The sequence below is a fragment of the Candidatus Atribacteria bacterium genome (genome assembly GCA_011056645.1).
GTDB lineage: Bacteria > Atribacterota > Phoenicimicrobiia > Phoenicimicrobiales > Phoenicimicrobiaceae > Sediminicultor > Sediminicultor quartus.
This window is the reverse complement of record DSEL01000152.1, coordinates 1-19,072: the sequence shown is the minus strand read 5'-3', so window position 1 is coordinate 19,072 and position 19,072 is coordinate 1. Positions and strand designations below refer to the sequence as shown.

18 protein-coding genes are annotated in these 19,072 nt (G+C 36.7%); all 18 read right to left on the bottom strand.

The window, feature by feature from the left end; all coding sequences use genetic code 11:
- Positions 1-104 precede the first annotated feature (104 nt).
- Positions 105-620 carry a 3-isopropylmalate dehydratase gene (locus tag ENO17_06095; protein HER24599.1) on the bottom strand — a complete coding sequence of 172 codons (516 nt, stop codon included), beginning with the start codon at positions 618-620 and terminating at the stop codon, positions 105-107.
- Between the two features lie 37 nt (positions 621-657).
- Entirely contained in the window at positions 658-1,926 is a 1,269-nt protein-coding gene (locus tag ENO17_06090) for a 3-isopropylmalate dehydratase large subunit (GenBank protein ID HER24598.1), read from the bottom strand.
- 84 nt (positions 1,927-2,010) lie between these two features.
- Positions 2,011-3,264: a nickel-dependent lactate racemase gene (gene larA / locus ENO17_06085; GenBank protein ID HER24597.1), complete on the bottom strand. Its 1,254-nt coding sequence runs from the start codon at positions 3,262-3,264 to the stop codon at positions 2,011-2,013.
- 93 nt (positions 3,265-3,357) lie between these two features.
- Entirely contained in the window at positions 3,358-4,533 is a 1,176-nt protein-coding gene (locus ENO17_06080; GenBank protein ID HER24596.1) for an NAD-dependent malic enzyme, read from the bottom strand.
- Positions 4,534-4,557: 24 nt separating this feature from the next.
- Positions 4,558-5,115: a Fe-S-containing hydro-lyase gene (locus ENO17_06075; protein HER24595.1), complete on the bottom strand. Its 558-nt coding sequence runs from the start codon at positions 5,113-5,115 to the stop codon at positions 4,558-4,560.
- A 20-nt stretch (positions 5,116-5,135) separates the two neighbouring features.
- A complete protein-coding gene (locus ENO17_06070) occupies positions 5,136-5,981 on the bottom strand; it encodes a fumarate hydratase (protein ID HER24594.1) in 846 nt (281 codons plus the stop codon).
- Between the two features lie 2 nt (positions 5,982-5,983).
- Positions 5,984-6,664, bottom strand: coding sequence for a GntR family transcriptional regulator (locus tag ENO17_06065; protein HER24593.1), 681 nt, complete (start codon positions 6,662-6,664; stop codon positions 5,984-5,986).
- 317 nt (positions 6,665-6,981) lie between these two features.
- Positions 6,982-8,361, bottom strand: a complete 1,380-nt coding sequence (gene argH, locus ENO17_06060; GenBank protein ID HER24592.1) for an argininosuccinate lyase — start codon at positions 8,359-8,361, stop codon at positions 6,982-6,984.
- Between the two features lie 107 nt (positions 8,362-8,468).
- The gene (locus ENO17_06055) at positions 8,469-9,683 is read right to left on the bottom strand and encodes an argininosuccinate synthase (GenBank protein HER24591.1); all 1,215 of its coding nucleotides are present in this window, start codon (positions 9,681-9,683) and stop codon (positions 8,469-8,471) included.
- 70 nt (positions 9,684-9,753) lie between these two features.
- Positions 9,754-10,941: an aspartate aminotransferase family protein gene (locus tag ENO17_06050; GenBank protein ID HER24590.1), complete on the bottom strand. Its 1,188-nt coding sequence runs from the start codon at positions 10,939-10,941 to the stop codon at positions 9,754-9,756.
- A 68-nt stretch (positions 10,942-11,009) separates the two neighbouring features.
- The gene (argB, locus tag ENO17_06045) at positions 11,010-11,888 is read right to left on the bottom strand and encodes an acetylglutamate kinase (GenBank protein HER24589.1); all 879 of its coding nucleotides are present in this window, start codon (positions 11,886-11,888) and stop codon (positions 11,010-11,012) included.
- Between the two features lie 77 nt (positions 11,889-11,965).
- Positions 11,966-13,201: a bifunctional ornithine acetyltransferase/N-acetylglutamate synthase gene (gene argJ / locus ENO17_06040; protein HER24588.1), complete on the bottom strand. Its 1,236-nt coding sequence runs from the start codon at positions 13,199-13,201 to the stop codon at positions 11,966-11,968.
- A gap of 26 nt (positions 13,202-13,227) precedes the next feature.
- Entirely contained in the window at positions 13,228-14,307 is a 1,080-nt protein-coding gene (locus tag ENO17_06035; protein HER24587.1) for an N-acetyl-gamma-glutamyl-phosphate reductase, read from the bottom strand.
- 444 nt (positions 14,308-14,751) lie between these two features.
- Positions 14,752-15,336, bottom strand: coding sequence for an orotate phosphoribosyltransferase (locus ENO17_06030; GenBank protein ID HER24586.1), 585 nt, complete (start codon positions 15,334-15,336; stop codon positions 14,752-14,754).
- A gap of 3 nt (positions 15,337-15,339) precedes the next feature.
- Positions 15,340-16,065, bottom strand: coding sequence for an orotidine-5'-phosphate decarboxylase (locus ENO17_06025; GenBank protein HER24585.1), 726 nt, complete (start codon positions 16,063-16,065; stop codon positions 15,340-15,342).
- A gap of 19 nt (positions 16,066-16,084) precedes the next feature.
- Entirely contained in the window at positions 16,085-17,014 is a 930-nt protein-coding gene (locus tag ENO17_06020; protein ID HER24584.1) for a dihydroorotate dehydrogenase, read from the bottom strand.
- Positions 17,007-17,855, bottom strand: coding sequence for a dihydroorotate dehydrogenase electron transfer subunit (locus tag ENO17_06015; protein HER24583.1), 849 nt, complete (start codon positions 17,853-17,855; stop codon positions 17,007-17,009). The genes ENO17_06020 and ENO17_06015 overlap by 8 nt, the downstream gene beginning before the upstream one ends.
- 126 nt (positions 17,856-17,981) lie before the next feature.
- Positions 17,982-18,524, bottom strand: coding sequence for a bifunctional pyr operon transcriptional regulator/uracil phosphoribosyltransferase PyrR (gene pyrR / locus ENO17_06010; protein HER24582.1), 543 nt, complete (start codon positions 18,522-18,524; stop codon positions 17,982-17,984).
- Between the last annotated feature and the right edge of the window lie 548 nt (positions 18,525-19,072).

The window sequence follows — 19,072 nt, the reverse complement described above, 5'->3', positions numbered from 1 at the left end:
AACATCATCTCCTACTGGATTCCCCACTTTTTCTACCTAGAATCCGATATTCCATTTACCATCACTCCTCATTAAAATAATGGGTAAAACCCTATTCGAAATTATTACAGTTTATCGATAAAGTGAGCATATTTTCCGTATTTCTTTAAATAAGGAATTAATCCTCCGCTTTTTAAAATAGTTAGAAGTTGGGCAGGGTATTTTTCAATGGGTATTTTTCTCTCCGGATTATATAGAACAATAAAGCCATCTTGAAGATTGATCTTTATAGAATCACTTTGATTAACTTCTTTAAATATATCCGGATATTTTATAACTGATAAGCCAACATTGACGGCATTACGATAAAAAATTCGGCCAAAAGATTCAGCTACCACTGCCTTGATTCCGGCGTACAGAATAGCCCGAGGAGCCTGCTCTCTACTGGAACCACATCCAAAATTTTTCCCGGCGGCTATTACCCAATCCTCTCCTTCTATCTTTTTATAAAAATCCGGAATAGCATCCTCCATAGCATGCACAGCCACCTCTTCTGGAGAAGTAAGATAAAGATATCTGCCCGGAAATATCTGGTCTGTATCAATATCATTTCCTACTTTAAAAACTTTTCCCTTTATTATGGATTCAAACATATGAATTAATCCCTTTCTTGATGGATTATAAAAATTCTCGAGGATCTGTTATAACCCCTTTTAGGACTGATGCAGCTGCGGTAGCCGGAGAAGATAAAAATATTTTTGCTTCTGTACTACCCATCCTTCCGGGGAAATTCCTGCTGGAAGTAGATACACAGGAGTCATCTGAGGATAAAATACCTTCATGGGCGCCCAGGCATGGACCACAGGAAGGTGTTACCAGGGTTGCACCTGCATTTAGTAAAGTTTGAATATATCCTAATTCAATGCACTTTTGTAATGTTTTATGAGAAGCGGGAATAATAAGCAATCTGACAGAAGAGGATATTTTTTTACCTTTTAAAATTTGTGCGACCACTTTTATATCATTTATTCTTCCTCCGGTACAGGTCCCAATTAAAGCCTGCTGAATCTGTTTTCCCTTTGCTTGAGAAACAGGGACCACATTATCCACTCTATGTGGAAGAGCAACCTGAGGTTCAAGATCAGAAATATCAAAATTATAAACCGATTCATAATCTGCACTGTTTTCATCATCTTTAAACTTCATCGTTTGGTATTCTTTATACTTTTCCGGACTAACTTCGGACAGATATTCCATGACTTTTTCATCCGGTCGGATATAGGTTGCTTTCGCTCCCATTTCCACTGACATATTACAGAGAACTAATCGCTCATCCAAAGACATCTCTTTTACTGTTTCTCCGTCAAATTCTATCGCTTTATATAAAGCACCCTCTGTTCCGAGTTGAGAAATAATATAAAGGATAATATCTTTCGCCATAACACCTTTTCTTATTTTCCCCTGTATCTTGATGTTGATGATTTCCGGAACCCTAAACCATATTTTTCCGGTGAGTAAAACTGCTGCCATATCTGTTGCGCCGATACCGGTTGAAAAAGCACCAAAAGCCCCGTGAATAGTCGTGTGGGAATCCGTGGCAACCAGGACCATATCCGGCCAGACTAAACCTGCCTCCGGTAAGACCTGATGACAAACTCCGCAGTTAATATCAAAAAAATATTTTATCCCCTGTTCTTTGGCAAATTCACGCATTCTCTTTTGATTCTCTGCAGCTTCAATATTAGGGGCAGGGGCATAATGGTCCATTACAAAGGTGATTTTTTGGGGGTCCCAAACTTTACTGCCTCCCATTTCTTTAAATGATAATATAACTTGCAGGTAAAGGTCGTTTATCTCTGTTAAATCTACTTTAGCCACAATAAATTCACCAGGATTAACCCATTCTCGATTTGCAGCACGTGCTAAAATTCGATATAAAGGATGCATTTTAAAATATAAATCTCAACTTTCTTTCAAAGTATATTTAAAATAATTCAAGATGAATTTACCCTATCTAATTGCTAGTAATTTTTAAGTTATTTGAGGTACAACGGTATTTCCCGAGGGGAGAATGTAAGCCTGAAAATCTTCACCGTACTTCTCTTTGACATAATTTAAAGCTTGGGTAATATTCTCCATGGGAATAAAAAATAATTTACGGACTTTTTCCGGAGGCAGGGAAGAAATTAAAATTACTTCTACTTCTTTTACCACTCTGGCAATTCCAAAAGCTTTATGGCCGCCTAAGACAAATTTTTTATTTAACCGATGAAAAATATCATCTATAGAATTGGCTTCTTCTATCCACCTTTTAAAAGTATCTTCTCCGTATCCCTCGGAACACTCAGCAAGTAATATAATGGTACCTCCGAGTTTTACTGCCTGATAAGCATTATCTAAGGCTTTCTGAGCTTGATAAACATTAATATCTTTAGGGTAACCCCCCGCACTAGCAATGACGACGTCTGCTTTTTTTTCAATAGGACAGATATAGGTTTGTCTGCATTTCTCTACTCCCTGCTGCCATGAAGTCAATAATTCTCCTGCAACAATTTCTACTATTTTGTGTTTCTCATTAGTTACCACATTAATGTTAAAATCTACACCTACTTTCTCTGCTGCTTCCTGCATCTCTTCATGTACCGGATTACCTTTCAGGTTTCCAGCCAGGGCATGGGGGTGGACCATGTTGGCATGATTGCCTTCAATAGTCTTTCTTCCACAAATACCGGGAAGAATGGATTTTCTTCCTCCGGAAAAACCGGCAAAATAATGAGGTACTATTACCCCGGTGGTAATAATTAAATCACTATCCAAGATAATCTGGTTAACCCATAATTTATTGCCGCTTTTCAAATTACCCAACTCTTTTAAGTGTGGATCATCACAGTCATGATTAATGAAATTATAAGTAGAAAAAATATTTTCCCCGAATATTTTTTTTATTTCTTCCGGAGAGTTACTGCGATGTATTCCGGTAGCTATCATAAAAACTATATTTTCTTTTTTTATTCCTATTTGATGCAATTCATCCAATAAAGGAGGTAAAATGACTTCATAAGGTGTAGGTCTGGTAATATCGTTTACTATGATCAAAACCTTCCTGGCTTTTTTCTGGTTCACCAGATCTTTTAAAGAAGAACTGTTTATCGGATTTTTGAAAAGTTCTTTTAATCTATTTTCCGGATATAATAAAACCTTTTGTTTCTTTGGATTGAGTATTTGGATAACATGCTTATCTTGTATTGGTAATTGAATTTCCTCTTTGCCATATTGTAGCTTCATCTCTTTGCCTCCATTGAAATGATGGCTAATTCTATATCATATTTTCTATAATCGTATTTTTGCATTACTCCAACTACAAAAAGTATTTTCTTTTTAGATTCTTGCCACTCCACTCTCTATGGCAGCCTGTGCTACTGCTTCTGATTCCCTCTCTACTACCCGGGGATCGAAGGCATCAGCAATGACATTATCCTCACTTAATTCATCCTCTGAGATGAGGGAGGCCAGGGCATAGGCAGCGGCTAGTTTCATCTTCTCGTTGATCTGGCTGGCTCTGACCTTTAGTGCTCCTTTGAAGATAGCCGGGAAACCAAGGCAATTGTTTACCTGATTAGGAAAATCAGAACGTCCGGTACAGACAATACGTGCTCCGGCAGCCTTAGCGAGATCGGGCATGATCTCGGGAGTCGGATTGGCCATGGCAAAGACGATAGCATCAGAGGCCATAGATTTGACCATCTCCGGTTTTAAGACACCGGCTGTAGAAAGACCTAAGAAGACATCAGCTCCTTTTATCGCATCGGATAGAGTTCCTTTGATCTTTTCATGGTTGGTGACTTTCGACATGGCTTCTTTGACCGGATTCATATTCTCTTTTCTACCTTTATAGATAGTACCTTTAGAATCACAAAGAATGGCATGTTTGACTCCGGCAGACATCAGGAATTTTAAGACGGCTATGGCTGATGCTCCGGCTCCGTTGACGACTACTTTTATCTGGTCTAAATCCTTTCCTACTACCTTTAATGCATTTATTAAACCGGATAACACCACGATGGCCGTGCCGTGCTGATCATCATGAAAGACCGGAATATTTAGTATTTTTTTTAATCTCTCTTCTATTTCAAAACAACGAGGGGCAGAGATATCCTCTAAATTGATTCCACCAAAGGAAGGGGCAATTAGAGTAACGGCCTCTACTATCTTATCCGGATCTTTGGTATCAAGACAGATAGGAAAGGCATCAACACCAGCAAAGTGTTTGAAGAGGACAGCTTTGCCTTCCATGACCGGTAGGGCAGCCTCCGGGCCAATATCGCCTAAACCTAAGACAGCAGTTCCGTCACTGATCACAGCGACCATATTGCCCTTTGAGGTATAGCGATAAACCTCCGAAGTTTTTTCGTGAATTTTTCTACAGGGCTCAGCCACACCGGGAGTATAAACTACTGCCAGGTCGTGCATATTTTTTACTTTAATTTTACTAATGACTTCAATCTTTCCTCTGTTCTCTTCATGTAGTTTTAAGGCCTCTTCATAAATGTTCATTCTTATTATTAAACTCCTTTTCATTTATTGTTTTACATATTTTGGTGGTTCGGTTTCATAGAGATTATTACCTACAGAATCTATCACTACTATCGCAGGAAAATCTTTAACATAAAATCTAAAGACCGCTTCTGCTCCTAAATCTTCATAAGCTATGATTTCAGATTTTTTTATACTTTTAGCAATGAGAGCAGCTGCTCCCCCTACAGCTGCAAAATAGACTGCTTGGTTCTTCTTCATGCTTTCAATGACCTCCTGGGAACGGAGTCCTTTACCGATCATCCCTTTCAGGCCTCTATCCAATAATTCCGGAGTGTAGGGATCCATTCTATAGCTGGTAGTAGGACCGACAGAGCCGCAAGAATTCCCTGGTTTAGCAGGAGTTGGACCGGCATAAAAAATAATTTGTCCTTTTAGATCTATGGGAAGGTTTTCCCCTTTTTCAATTAACCCAAAAAACCTTTTGTGGACAGCATCTCTGGCAGCATAAATATTTCCAGTAATAGTTACAAAATCCCCGGCTTTTAAATTAACAATTTCTGCTATATTCAAAGGTGTAGTTATTTTAATAATATTTTTCATGAAAAATTCTTTCCATTTTTTTATAATATTCCTTTGGCATGTCGGGCGGCATGACAACAGATATTTATTGCTACCGGCATACCGGCTATATGGGTGGGAAGGTAGTCAATGTTTATTGCTAAGCTCGTAGTTTTTCCTCCCAGTCCTGCCGGGCCAACTCCCAAGTTATTTATCTTCTCCAAAACCTCTTTTTCCATAACTGCATATTTTTCGTTTTTGTTGTGCTCACCTATCTTACGGGCAATGGCTTTTTTGGCGATGACCATGGCTTGATCGGCAGTTCCACCTATCCCTACTCCGATTATAGTTGGAGGACAAGGGTTGGGACCGGCCTTCTTTACTGTTTCTACTACAAAATCAATGATTCCTTCTGGTCTATCAGCTGGTTTTAACATGGATAGAGCACTCATATTCTCACTGCCGAATCCTTTAGGCATTACTAAAAATTTTATTTTATCTCCTGGTACAATATCGGTATAGATAATCGCCGGGGTATTAGATGTGGTATTCTTTCTTTCATATACCGGGTCATTCACCACTGATTTTCTGAGGTATCCTTCCTGATAGGCTTCTCTAACTCCCTGATTGATAGCTTCGACAAAATTACCATCACTTAGATAAACTTCCTGACCTACTTCTACAAATACTACCGCCAGTCCAGTATCTTGACAAATAGGCACCTCTTCTGTTGAGGCGATCTTATTATTTTCAATAATCATCTTTAGGACATATTTCCCTATAGGGGAAGTTTCATCTTCTAAGGCTTTCTTCAAACGTTGAGTAAGGTCAGTATTTATATAAAAATTAGCTTTGAGGAATAGTTCTTTTACTTTATCTTTGATCTGATTGGCTTTAATTTTGCGCATCTCTATAATTTTTTCCCTTCTTTATCCTCATGATGGGCTAAAAGATTTTCTAACACATTTTTAATATGTTTCTGACTTAATCTGTCTGCTTGCTTGGGATTTTTTCTCTTTAAGGCTTCTATAATTTCTTGATGTTCTTTTAGAGAATATTTCAGTCTTTCTGGGATGCCTAGAGACCTGATTCGATACCTATGGGTATGGTCACTAATATTTTTTCGAAGTCGAATTAATCGATTATTCCTACAGATATCTAAGATTAATTCATGAAACTCCGCATCCATTTCACTAAACGATAAAACATCGTCTTTGTTGGTATAGAATTCCATCTTTTTAAGATATTTTTCTAATTCTTTAATTTCTTCTTTTTTAATTAGTTCAGCTGCCAAACGAGCTGCTAAACCTTCCAAAATGCTACGAATTTGCAGGACTTCTTGAATATCTTTAATGGAAAACCTACTTACCATCATTCCCTGATTGGGAGTCATCTTAACAAATCCTTCCGCAGCCAATTCCTTTAAGGCTTCCCTTAATGGAGTCCGACTCACACCTAATTGTTCTGCCATTTTATTTTCTAACAATTTAGTTCCCGGCTTTAATGATCCTTTAATAATCTCTGTCTTTAATACCTGATAAACTTTTTGACTCAATAGTTCATATCCTTCTATTTTCAAAATATTTTCCATTTTCAATGTTTTCCTTTCCTAAAATTTAACCTATCTAATATCTTAGGAATTTAGATTTATTTTTGGAAATTGTATACATTATACTTTATACTATTCTACATATATTTTAAAAATCCTTCTTTTTTTGGAAAATTTTTTAAATTATTTTTGAAATCTTCTGTAAGCCTTGTTTTTCTTGCTCTTACTGATAAGAGAAAAATGGAAAATTTGCTGAAATTACTTTTTCAAGGGGATAACAAAGCTAGGGAATAAAAAATACTATTCCTTCAAAATAATAAAAATGGAATAACAATGTTTTATCAAGTAATCATTGATTATTATTCTTCCAATGTCCTTTTAGCCTTTTGAATAGACTCTCTTACTCTTTTTAAAGAAGTCCCTCCGTAAGAATCTTTAACATCAATAGCTGACTGCGGTGTTAAGATTTCTATAGTATTTTTATCAAAACTTTTATGGAATGATTGCAATTCGGGAAGAGTTAAATCTTCCAATATCTTTTTATTTTCTAAACAATAAATAACTATACTCCCGACTAATTTATGAGCTTCTCTAAAAGATAAGCCCTTTTTTACTAAGTAATCCGCCAATTCGGTGGCAGTAGAAAAATCACCCTTGGTGCTTGTTTCCATCTTTTCTTTATTAATCTGCATAGTCTCTATCATCTTACTCATTAAGAGTAAAGAAGTTTTTAAAGTAAATACGGTATCAAACAGAGGTTCTTTGTCTTCTTGCATATCATGATTGTAGGTCAAGGGTAAGGCTTTCATCATAGTTAAAATATTTACCAAATTGCCGTAAATTCTCCCGGTTTTCCCTCTAATTAATTCCGCCGCATCAGGATTTTTCTTTTGCGGCATAATACTGCTTCCGGTACAGAAAGAATCATCTAATTCGATAAAATCAAATTCTTTCGAGGACCAAAGGATGATCTCTTCACTTAAACGACTCAAATGCATCATTGATATAGTTGAAGCTGATAAAAATTCTAAAATAAAATCTCTATCGCTTACTGCATCAAGACTATTCTCTGATATTCCACTAAAACCAAGTTGTGAAGCTGTAAATTCTCTATCGATAGGGAAAGAAGTACCCGCCAATGCAGCAGAACCTAAGGGTAAAATATCAATTCTCTTATATAAATTTTGCATCCTTCCCTTATCCCTTTCCAACATATAAAAATAAGCAAGAAGATGATGAGAAAAAAGAATGGGTTGAGCATGTTGAAGATGGGTATATCCGGACATCATTATTCCTAAATTTTTCTGAGCAGAAGATAAAAGTGATTTCTGCAAATCTTTCAACAAATCCTGAATGATTTCAACTTCTTCTTTTAGATACATCCTTTCATCAAGGGATATCTGATCATTTCTGCTTCGGGCAATATGTAATTTCCCGGCAAGAATCCCTATCTTTTCCTTTAACTTATTCTCTACCCAGGAATGAATATCTTCTGCTTCGCTTATGTCAATTTTTATCTTACTTTCCTGTACTTCTTTGAGGATTTGTTTTAACCCCTCAACAATTTTATTGCTTTCCTCATTTGTAATAATATTACATTTCCCTAACATTTGAGCATGGACAATGCTTCCCAAGAGATCGTATTTTGCTAATTTTTTATCAAAGGAGAGGGAGGAAACAAATTCCTCCATCTCCTTATTTATTTTCTTAGTAAACCTTCCTCCCCATAACTTTTCCATTATCTTCACCTCTACCTTAATCCTCCCTCCAAGGGGGGAGGAAATAATGACAAACAAAAAACCTATAACTCGAAACCTGCAACCTCAAGCTCATTACTCATTACTTGTTACTTATCACTGTCTTTCCTGCTCACCGAAGAATATACTTTCGTGGGCAAACCCCAAAGTTCTATAAATCCTTTGGCAAAATCCTGATTAAAGGTATCTCCCTGGTCATAAGTAGCCAAATTAAAATCATAGAGAGAATTTTTAGATTTTCGCCCAACGACTACACAATTAGCTTTAAATAATCTAACTTTTATAATCCCGGTTACTTTATCTTTAATGACCCCGATAAAACCATCCAAAGCCTCTTTTAAGGCAGAAAACCATAGACCATAATAAGTTAATTCAGAATATTTTTGAGAAATAATCTGTTTGAAATGAGACAATTCTCGAGGATAAACCAGCCCTTCCAAAGATTGATAAGCCATTAACAGAATAGCAGCACCAGGACATTCATATATTTCTCGAGATTTAATCCCTACCAATCTATTTTCTACCATATCCACTCGCCCCACTCCATTCTCTCCTCCGATTTTATTCAAATATAAAATTAAATTCGTCAGAGACATCTTCTCTCCATTTATACTCTGCGGCACTCCCTTTTCAAAATAAATCTCCAGATAAGTTGGTTGGTCAGGAGCCTTCTCCGGACTTACCGTCCATTCGTAAACTCCTTTTTTCGGTGGCTCTATCCAAGGATCTTCTAATACACCACATTCTATAGACCTTCCCCATAGATTCTGATCCACACTGTAGGGATTTTCTACATCAACAGGAACAGGAATATTAAATTTTTTGGCATATTCAATTTCTTCTTCCCGGGTAAATCCCCATTCTCTTGCTGGAGCAATAACCTTCAAATTTGGATTTAAGGCCGCGATAGAAACCTCAAATCTCACCTGGTCATTACCTTTACCGGTACAGCCATGGACAATCGCTTCCGCTTGTTCCTTTTCAGCAATCTCAACCATAATTTTAGATATTAATGGTCGAGAATAAGCTGTAGCCAAAGGGTAATTAGACTCATAAATAGCACCTGCTTGTAACCCTAACAGAACATATTCCTTAGCAAATTCTTCTTTAGCATCAATGACATAAGATTTACTCGCTCCGACTTTAAGTGCTTTTTCTTTTACATATTCTAAATCACTATTTTGTCCTACGTCAACTGCCACCGCAATGACTTCCTCGCAATAATTCTCTTTTAGCCATTTAATGGCTACAGAAGTATCCAATCCTCCTGAATAAGCTAAAACTACTTTTTTCATTTTTTTCATTTTCTCATACTCCTTCTTATTTTATTATATTTTTATAAAAAAGGTAAACTTTCGTGCCTGGCACGAAAGTTTACCTTTGAAGTACTTTATCTAAAATTTCTATTAAATAATCTATCTCTTTTTCTTTCACAATTAAGGGCGGTAAAAAACGTAAAACTTTTTTAGCAGCACAATTGATCAATACTCCTTCTTCTGCGCATTTTTTTACTATCTCCTGACCTTCTTCTTTTAATTCCATCCCCACCATCAGGCCTAAACCCCTTACTTCTTCTATCTTCTCGGGATATTTTTCTTTGAGACCCTTTAATTTGTCTTTAAAATATTCTCCCTTTTTCTGACACTTCCCAATTAAATCCTTCTCTTCTAAAACTTTTATAAAAGCTATCGCCATTGCACAAGCCACCGGGTTACCACCAAAAGTAGTTCCGTGATCACCGGGTTTAAAAGAAGAAGCTATTTTATCTTTGGCAATAAATGCTCCGATGGGTATCCCCCCTCCCAAAGATTTAGCAATAGTTAAAATATCCGGCTCTACGCTATAATATTCGTAGGTAAACATCTTTCCGGTTCGACCCAAACCGCACTGAATCTCATCAAAAATAAGCAATATTCCTTCTTTATTACATAATTCTCTTAACCCCTTTATAAATTCCTGAGTGGCAATTTTTACACCACCTTCTCCTTGAATAGGCTCAACCAGTACTGCTGCTATTTCTTTATCAACTGCTGCCTTTACTGATTCAAGGTCATTAAATATCGCCTCCTTAAATTTAGGCAAAAGAGGAAGATAATCTTTCTGATATTTGTGTTGACCGGTAGCAGCCAAGGTAGCAATAGTTCTACCGTGAAAAGAATTTTTCATATAAATTATTTTATGTTTATCTTTATTTTGGGTTTTAAAATATTTTACGGCTAATTTGATGGCACCTTCATTTACCTCTGCTCCACTATTAGCAAAAAATACTTTATCCCCACAAGAAAGCTCTATCAACATCTGAGCTAAAATTATCTGTGGTTCGCTATAATAAAGGTTGGAACAATGAATTAATTTTTCTGCCTGGTTCTTCATAGCCTGAACTAATTTTGGGTGACTGTATCCCAGGGCATTCACTGCTATACCACCAATAAAATCGTAGTATTGTTTTCCTTCCAGATCCCATACTTTCATCCCTTCACCTTTGTCTAATATCATATCTGGCCTGCTATAAGTCTGCATTAAATATTTTTTTTCGTTTTTTATCAATTCTTTGGTTTTCACAACCTTTCGCCCCCCTAGCTTAATATTTATATTAAGTGATTACACAAATTAAATTTAGATTATCCTGATTAAGGGATAATTTCTGTTCCTATCCCGCTATCGGTAAATACTTCTAACAGAACAGAATGATCACATTTACCATTTAAGAAATGCACTTTATTGACTCCCCCCTCCAAGGCTTGAATTGCTGAATCTACTTTGGGAATCATTCCTTTTTGAATCTGCCCGGATTTAATTAATTCTTTGGCCTGATTAATGGGTAAACTGCTAATCAAAGAAGTTGGGTCTTTAAAATCTTTAAATATTCCATCCACATCACTCAAATAAATCAGCTTCCCTGCTTGCAGAGAAATGGCTATCCGGCCTGCTACTATATCAGCATTGATGTTGTATCTTATCCCTTCCTTGTCTACTCCTACCGTAGCAATGACCGGAATATAATTCTTTTCCAGTAAAATTGTTAATATTTCGGGATTAATTTTTTCTATTTCTCCTACCAATCCCAACTCCGGAACCGGGTGTTTTTTAACCGTTAAAAGCTGAGCATCTTCCCCGCTCAAGCCGATACCTTTTACTCCATTTCCCGGACCTTCTGAAACATAGAGATTAATCTCTGCTACCAAACGAGTATTAATCTTACCGATTAAAACCATTTCCGTTATCTCCATCGTTTCTTCATCGGTTATTCTTAATCCATCAAGAAATTGAGGAATTTTGTTCCTCTTTTCCATTTCTTCAGAGATCTCTGGCCCTCCGCCGTGAACAATCACCGGTTTCATCCCCACATATTTCAGAAGAATAATGTCTTTTATAATTTGTTTCTCTAAGGTTTTATTCTTCATGGCACTGCCACCGTATTTTATAACCACTATCTTATCCCAGAATTTTTTAATATAAGGAAGGGCCTCTAAAAGGACTTCCCCACGATTATCTATATTTTTTTTCATTGTCCATCCCACTCCTTTTTAATTGATCAATTGGCCGATTGGCCAATTTGCCAACTGTACTCCACTCATCACTTGTGCTAATTGTACTTAGTATTTAACTTCACATAGTCATAGGTCAGGTCACATCCCCAGGCAGTAGCGTTTACCTTTCCCATTTTAAGGTCAATGATAATTTTAACTTCATCAGAAGATTCTAAATATTGGTGTATCTTTTGTCGTGAGAATGTCAAGGGTTGGCCATTCTCAACTATCTTTTCTTTTAAATAAAGGTCAACCTTATCTGGTATAAACTCTGCCCCCGAGTAACCCACTGCTGCTAAAATTCTCCCCCAATTAGGATCTTTTCCAAAAATGGCTGTCTTTACCAGGGGTGAATTAATAACTGCCTGAGCAACTTTCCTGGCCTCCCCAAAAGATACGGCATTTTGAACTTCTACCTCAATCATCTTGCTGGAACCTTCTCCGTCTTTAGCAATGCATTTGGCTAAATATTGGGTAACATATTGTAAAGCACTTAAAAATTTATAATAATCAACATCCTTTTTATCGACCAATTTATTTCCGGCTAAGCCATTGGCCATCAGCAATACCATATCATTCGTGCTCATATCACCGTCTACACTAATCATATTGAAGGATTTTTCTATTACCTGTTTAAGCGCTTCCTGGAGCAATTCTCCTTTAATGGAGATGTCACTGGTAATAAAACCCAACATAGTGGCCATATTAGGATGAATCATCCCTGAACCTTTAGCCATCCCTCCGATTCTCACTTCCTGCTCACCTAATTTAAAACAGAGGGCTATCTCTTTCTTTTGAGTATCAGTAGTTAATATTGCTTCTGCTGCCTCGGTTCCTCCGGCATAATCCAAACAAGAAATGACCTTTGTTACTCCGGCCTTTATCTTATCTAAAGGGAGAAATTCTCCAATCTTGCCGGTTGAGGTCACCGCCACATGTTCTTTTTTAATCTTCAAACCCCGAGAAACATAGTCGGCCGTCTCCCAGGCATCTTTCAACCCTTTCTTTCCGGTACAGGCATTGGCTATTCCGCTATTAATCAACACCGCTTGTAACTTACCTCCCGACAGAGATAAATTTTTCTCGGTAACAACCAGTGGAGCAGCCTTAAATTTATTGGTAGTGAATGTCCCCCAGGCATCAGCGACTTTTTCCGAATAAATTAAGGCTAAATCTTTTTTGTTGAACCTTATCCCGCATTTTACTCCGGATGCTTTTATGCCTTTAGGAAAAGTTATTCCCCCTTTAACCACCTGAAAATCTTCTTTATCTAAATTTAAAACATCTTTCATCATTATTAACTCCTTTCACCTTGATTTTATAACAACCCACAGGTCTCAGGGAAACCAGACATAATATTCATATTCTGCACTGCCTGACCGGCGGCTCCTTTAAGTAAATTATCGATAACTGAAATTATTTTTATCTTTCCCGTTCTTTCATCTATGGAAAACCCGATGTCACAATAATTTGTTCCTGTTACATATTTTATTTCCGGTAAATTGGGAGGTTCAAAAATTCGCACAAAAGGTGCCTTACAATAATATTTTTGATAGATCTCCAATACTTCCTCTTCTTTTTTAGAACTCCTTAAACTTAAATAACAGGTAGATAGAATTCCTCTATTAATCGGAAGAAGATGGGGAGTAAAGGATACTTTTATCTCTGTTTCTTGTTGCTTTTGCTGCTGCTTCTGTTTATAGCTATTTTTGTTAAAATATATAGAAGTACACTCCTGCTCGATCTCAGGAATATGATTATGCCTGGCCACCTTGTAAGCTTTAAAATTTTCGTTACACTCCGCAAAATGTAGATCTAAAGAGAGTTTTTTTCCCGCTCCACTTGTACCGGATTTAGAATCAATAATAATTCCGATTGGTTCTACAAAGTGATGTTTTAATAAAGGTGCGATCCCTAAAATTACACTGGTCGGATAGCAGCCGGGATTTGCCACCAAGGCAGCTTTTTTTATCATATTGAAATAAATCTCCGGAAGACCGTAAACTGCCTCATGTAACAAATCCTTGCTCATCTGATTATGTTCTTTCTTGTACCATTCATGATACACTGCAGAATCCTTTATGCGGTAATCCGCACTTAAATCAACTACCTTAACACCTTTTTTTAATAATTCCGGAACCATATCCATAGAGACCGTATGGGGAAGAGCAGTAAATACCAGATCAGAATCTTGAGATATAATATCTAGATTAAAATTGATCAGTTTCTTATTTAATTTATTCAGGAATTCAGGAAATATCTCGGTTATATTTTTTCCTGCATAGCTGGAAGAAACCAGATGAACCAAGTCTACCTTTCGATGATTCATTAATATTTTTATTAATTCTTTCCCTGTATAACCTGTTGAACCAATGACGCTTATCTTTATTTTTTTCATTCTATTTTCACCTTATCTGAATATAAATAAAAAAATCCCGTCCCTTTGATAACTATTCTATCGATTATCACAAAGGACGAGATTAATAAAATTTCCCGTGGTGCCACCTGGATTAAGTAAATAATTTTTCCACCATTAAATAAAAAATCCCGCCCCTTTGATAATCTTCATTATCATAAAAGGACGAGACCAAATCTCGTGGTGCCACCTGGGATTGGATAAATTATTTACCCCACTCATTAGAAGTTTTTAAAGGTAACCAACCTATCTTAATTGAGGCTCTCTTTTCAGTCATCTTCTTCAAGATACTTTCACCTAATATATCTTTCTCTTTTTAATTTGAATAATGACTTACTTTCCTCATTAAATTATTCTTTTTTTTATTATTGAAAATTATAATATATTAAAATTTCACTCTTGTCAAATTTTTTAAAATGTTTAATTCTAAAGCCCGCGACTTCCTGGTTTAACTACGGGAATTCCTTTTTTACATAAAGGGCATTCCTCGGGAAGATAAGTCTTAATGTCTACCGTCAGGAGCTTTTCGGTCTTTATTCCAAAATCTACCTTCCCTCCGCTTCGATCAATTAATACACCTATCCCTACCACTTTTCCCTGCCTTGAGTTTACTATATCTATAACCTCTCTTACTGAACTTCCGGTGGTAGTAACATCTTCTACTACCAAAACTTTTTCTCCCTCAATTATCTCAAAACTCCGCCGCAAAGTCATCTTTCCATTTTCTCTTTCTGTAAAGATTGCCCTTACCCAGGGACCTAACACTCTTGCCATTACATGAGCCATAATTATTCCCCCGATCGCCGGTCCGACGATCACATCAATATCATCTCCCCTAAACCTCTTCCCCAGTTCACTGCATAAATTATGCATAAATTCAGGATGCTGCATAACCTGAGCACATTGGATATAGGTATCACTATGAACTCCTGAGGTTAATTTAAAATGTCCATTCTGAATAGCTCCTGCTTGTTCAAATTTTTTCATGACTTCTTCTGTATTAATAATCATTTTTTAGTTTCCCTCCATTTCTTTTAATATTTGTTTCGCTGCTTCTATCGGATTAGCGGCATTTCTTATCGGTCTTCCTACTACCAAAAAATCAGCTCCTAATTTTATTGCTTCCCCGGGGGTCATTATTCTTTTTTGATCATCGGGAGAATCACCCCCGGGACGTATCCCGGGAGTTAAAATTACAAAATCCTCTCCGCAAGCTTTTCTTATCCCCTGAATCTCCCAGGAAGAGGCAACCACCCCGTCAAGACCGGAAGCTTTAGCTAATTTAGCCAGATGAATTACTTGTTCTTCCAATCTTTTTTTTATACCTATCTCTTTTTCCAAAATTTCCTGATTAATACTGGTAAGTAAGGTTACCCCTAAAATGATAGGTTTTTTAATAGCCAGTTCTTGGCTTATTTTTGCAGTGGCTTCAGCCGTCGCTCTCATCATTTCGTATCCCCCGGAGGTGTGGACATTAAAAATAGAAACTCCTAATTTAGTAGCTACTTCTGCTGCCCGAGCCACGGTATTGGGTATATCATGAAATTTTAAATCTAAAAAAACTTTTCCCCCTTTTTTATTTACCATGTCTACAATCTTGGGTCCCTCAGCAGTAAATAGTTGGTTTCCGATTTTAAAGGCTCCCACATAATCACTCAATCCACTCACCAATTCCTCTGCTGTTTTAAAATCGTCTACATCCAGAGCCAGAACCAACCTTTCTCTCGCCGTTAAATCCATCTTCTCTCCCCCTATCTTTTTATATTTTCATAGTTCCCACTAATTCATTGATATCATTAATATTATTTTCTATGAGATATTTTTCTATTCCTCTTATTATTTCAATGGTTACTTTGGGATTTACAAAATTCGCCGTTCCAATCTCTATTGCCCGAGCTCCGGCAATAATAAATTCCAGAGCATCCTCAACTTTTATTATCCCCCCTATCCCGATTACCGGTATGTTTACTGCCTGAAATACCTGCCAGACCAACCAAAGGGCTACCGGTTTTATCGCTGGACCGGACAAACCGCCGCTGATATTGGCCAATTTAGGCTTGCGAGAATCAATATCTATTGCCATTCCCACTAAAGTATTTATTAAGGATAGGGCATCTGCTCCTGCTTCTTCAGCAGCTTGTGCAATAGTTTTGATATCGGAAACATTAGGGGTTAATTTCACAATAAGTGGAAGAGAGGTAGTTTTTCGAATACTATTTATTATTTTATAAGTTGCTTTAGCATCTGTTCCCCAGGCCATACCTCCTTTTTTCACATTAGGACAAGAAATGTTAACTTCCAGACCGGCTACTCCCATATCCTTGGAAACTTCTCCCAACCTTCCGGCTAATTTGGTGTATTCTTCTATGGTATCGCCGGAAATATTTATGATCACCGGGGTATTGAATTTTTTTAAATAAGGCAACTTTTCTTTAATTAACCTTTCGACTCCCACATTCTGCAAACCGATAGAATTAAGCATCCCCGAAGGGGTCTCTATTATCCGGGGAGGTAAATTCCCCGTCTTTGGTTTTAAAGTAATTCCCTTCAATATCATTGCTCCCAGCTTATCTAAATCAATAAAGGGAGAAAATTCTTCACCATAGCCAAAAGTGCCAGAAGCAGTCATCACCGGATTTTTTAACTTTATTCCAGCTACTTCTACTTCTAAGTTAGGCTTATCAATCATCCCAGATCACCTCATTCCCTGCGAAAACAGGTCCATCAATACAGACTCGTTTGTATTCATATTTAACTTGAGTTCCACTTTTATCCTTTGTTTTTACCTTGCAAACACACCCCAAGCAAGCACCTATCCCACAAGCCATTTTTTCTTCCATAGATACCTGATAATTAATATTTGACTTTGAGGTAATTTCGCAAATTTTTTTTAACATAGGTTTGGGCCCGCAAGCGAATATCTGATCGGCTAACCATCCTTCTTGAACCGCTCTTTCCAATAAATCAGTAACTAAACCCTTAAATTGATAACTTCCATCATCAGTAGCAACTTCTACTTTTGCCCCCAGAAATTTAAAACTTTCCTCGCTTATGATTAGCTCTTTCTTTAAGGCACCTATCAAGACCCGGGTTTCTTTGCCTTGCTTTATAGACTCTTCGCATAAAGTCAGTAAAGGGGCTACTCCTATTCCTCCTCCTATTATCATAATTTTTTTACTTTCCGGAAGAATATTAAAACCATTACCTATAGGACCCATGATATCTAAATCGTCTCCAATGCTTTTATTAGCAATTAATTTTGTACCCTCTCCTATTACCTGAAATAGAATAGAAATGTCTCCTTTTTCTTTATCTATTCGGTGAATACTTAGAGGACGGCGCAGTAGAGGATAATTCTCTTTACTACATTTTATATGGACAAATTGTCCGGGAATAGCATCTTGAGCAATGAGAGGAGCTAATAATTTGATTAAGAAAATATTTGGAGCCACTTCTTCTTTAGATAAAATCTTTACGCAAATATTATAAATAAAAATCACCTTCTTTACTTTGATTTCCCAATTGGCCAATTAGCCAATCCACCAATTAATCTAAAAACGATTTAATAACACAGTATGTCATGTTGAATCAACTTATTACTCATTACTTATTACTATATTCTACATGCTGTACGCTCCACACTAGTTTCACGTCATTTATATATCTTTTATCACTATTCCAACATTGTCTTCCCCGTCTACCTCTTTTAATCTAACTTTAACTATTTCTTTCTTGGAAGTAGGAATATTCTTACCGGTATAATCTGCTCGAATAGGCAGCTCCCGGTGCCCTCTGTCAATCAATACAGCTAACTGAATCACCTGGGGTCTTCCTAAATCCACTATGGCATCCATAGCTGCCCTTATAGTTCTTCCGGTATAAAGAACATCATCTACCAGCACTATTTTCTTCTGAGACACATCGAAAGGTATTTCTGTTTTAAGCACCAGGGGTTGACGGGCAACCAAAGATAAATCATCCCGATAAAGAGTTATATCTAAGGTGCCTACCGGGATCTCTTTTTTCTCTATTTTAAAAATTTCTTCTGCCAATCTTTTAGCTAAGAAGACTCCCCTAGTTCTTATCCCCACAATAGCTAAATCAGTTACTCCTTTATTTTTTTCTGCTATCTCATGGGCGATCCTTACCAGAGTCCTGCTAATTTCATTTTCTCCCATTACCACCGCCTTTTCCTGCATATTCACTTCTTTATACCTCCTTTTCTTCCTCCCATATATTTAAACAAAATTCCCTTTCAATCCATTGTTGCTGATATAGGAACATAATCATTTCTTACCAGACCCACCTGACAGCTGTTAAAGAAAGACATAGATTTTCTATATAATAAAATATCCCCTTATTAATTACTAATAAGAGGATATCATTTTCCTTTTTTATCCCCTTATTAGTCTCTCTGAACCAATTTAAAAGGGCAAATTTTATTTTTCTAATAATATATTAAAAGCTTTCAATAGTCAATCAAATTTTTAGCATTTACTATTTAAAGATTAAAAATTAACTTTCTTAAATTCTCTCCATGCTTTTTTAACCATTCATAAACTATCTTCCCTTCACTTGGCAAACTAAAATCTTGAACTCCCAATTCAATATATTTTTGAAGATCTTCTATCTTATAATTGATGGAACCTATTTCTACGCGGGGGCGGATTCCCTTCTCTAATGCTGTTTTAATGGTTTTTAACTCTGCCTCTTTTACTTTTGGGTGATTACGCTGCCCTGGATATCC

What these genes read in the sequence shown, in the direction of transcription:
- ENO17_06090 (HER24598.1), bottom strand. Translation starts at nt 1,926, where the DNA reads ATGCATCCTTTATATCGAATTTTAGCACGTGCTGCAAATCGAGAATGG.
- larA (HER24597.1), bottom strand. Translation starts at nt 3,264, where the DNA reads ATGAAGCTACAATATGGCAAAGAGGAAATTCAATTACCAATACAAGAT.
- ENO17_06080 (HER24596.1), bottom strand. Translation starts at nt 4,533, where the DNA reads ATGAACATTTATGAAGAGGCCTTAAAACTACATGAAGAGAACAGAGGA.
- ENO17_06075 (HER24595.1), bottom strand. Translation starts at nt 5,115, where the DNA reads ATGAAAAATATTATTAAAATAACTACACCTTTGAATATAGCAGAAATT.
- ENO17_06070 (HER24594.1), bottom strand. Translation starts at nt 5,981, where the DNA reads ATGCGCAAAATTAAAGCCAATCAGATCAAAGATAAAGTAAAAGAACTA.
- ENO17_06065 (HER24593.1), bottom strand. Translation starts at nt 6,664, where the DNA reads ATGGAAAATATTTTGAAAATAGAAGGATATGAACTATTGAGTCAAAAA.
- argH (HER24592.1), bottom strand. Translation starts at nt 8,361, where the DNA reads ATGGAAAAGTTATGGGGAGGAAGGTTTACTAAGAAAATAAATAAGGAG.
- ENO17_06055 (HER24591.1), bottom strand. Translation starts at nt 9,683, where the DNA reads ATGAAAAAAATGAAAAAAGTAGTTTTAGCTTATTCAGGAGGATTGGAT.
- argB (HER24589.1), bottom strand. Translation starts at nt 11,888, where the DNA reads ATGAAAAAAAATATAGATAATCGTGGGGAAGTCCTTTTAGAGGCCCTT.
- argJ (HER24588.1), bottom strand. Translation starts at nt 13,201, where the DNA reads ATGAAAGATGTTTTAAATTTAGATAAAGAAGATTTTCAGGTGGTTAAA.
- ENO17_06035 (HER24587.1), bottom strand. Translation starts at nt 14,307, where the DNA reads ATGAAAAAAATAAAGATAAGCGTCATTGGTTCAACAGGTTATACAGGG.
- ENO17_06030 (HER24586.1), bottom strand. Translation starts at nt 15,336, where the DNA reads ATGATTATTAATACAGAAGAAGTCATGAAAAAATTTGAACAAGCAGGA.
- ENO17_06025 (HER24585.1), bottom strand. Translation starts at nt 16,065, where the DNA reads ATGGATTTAACGGCGAGAGAAAGGTTGGTTCTGGCTCTGGATGTAGAC.
- ENO17_06020 (HER24584.1), bottom strand. Translation starts at nt 17,014, where the DNA reads ATGATTGATAAGCCTAACTTAGAAGTAGAAGTAGCTGGAATAAAGTTA.
- pyrR (HER24582.1), bottom strand. Translation starts at nt 18,524, where the DNA reads ATGCAGGAAAAGGCGGTGGTAATGGGAGAAAATGAAATTAGCAGGACT.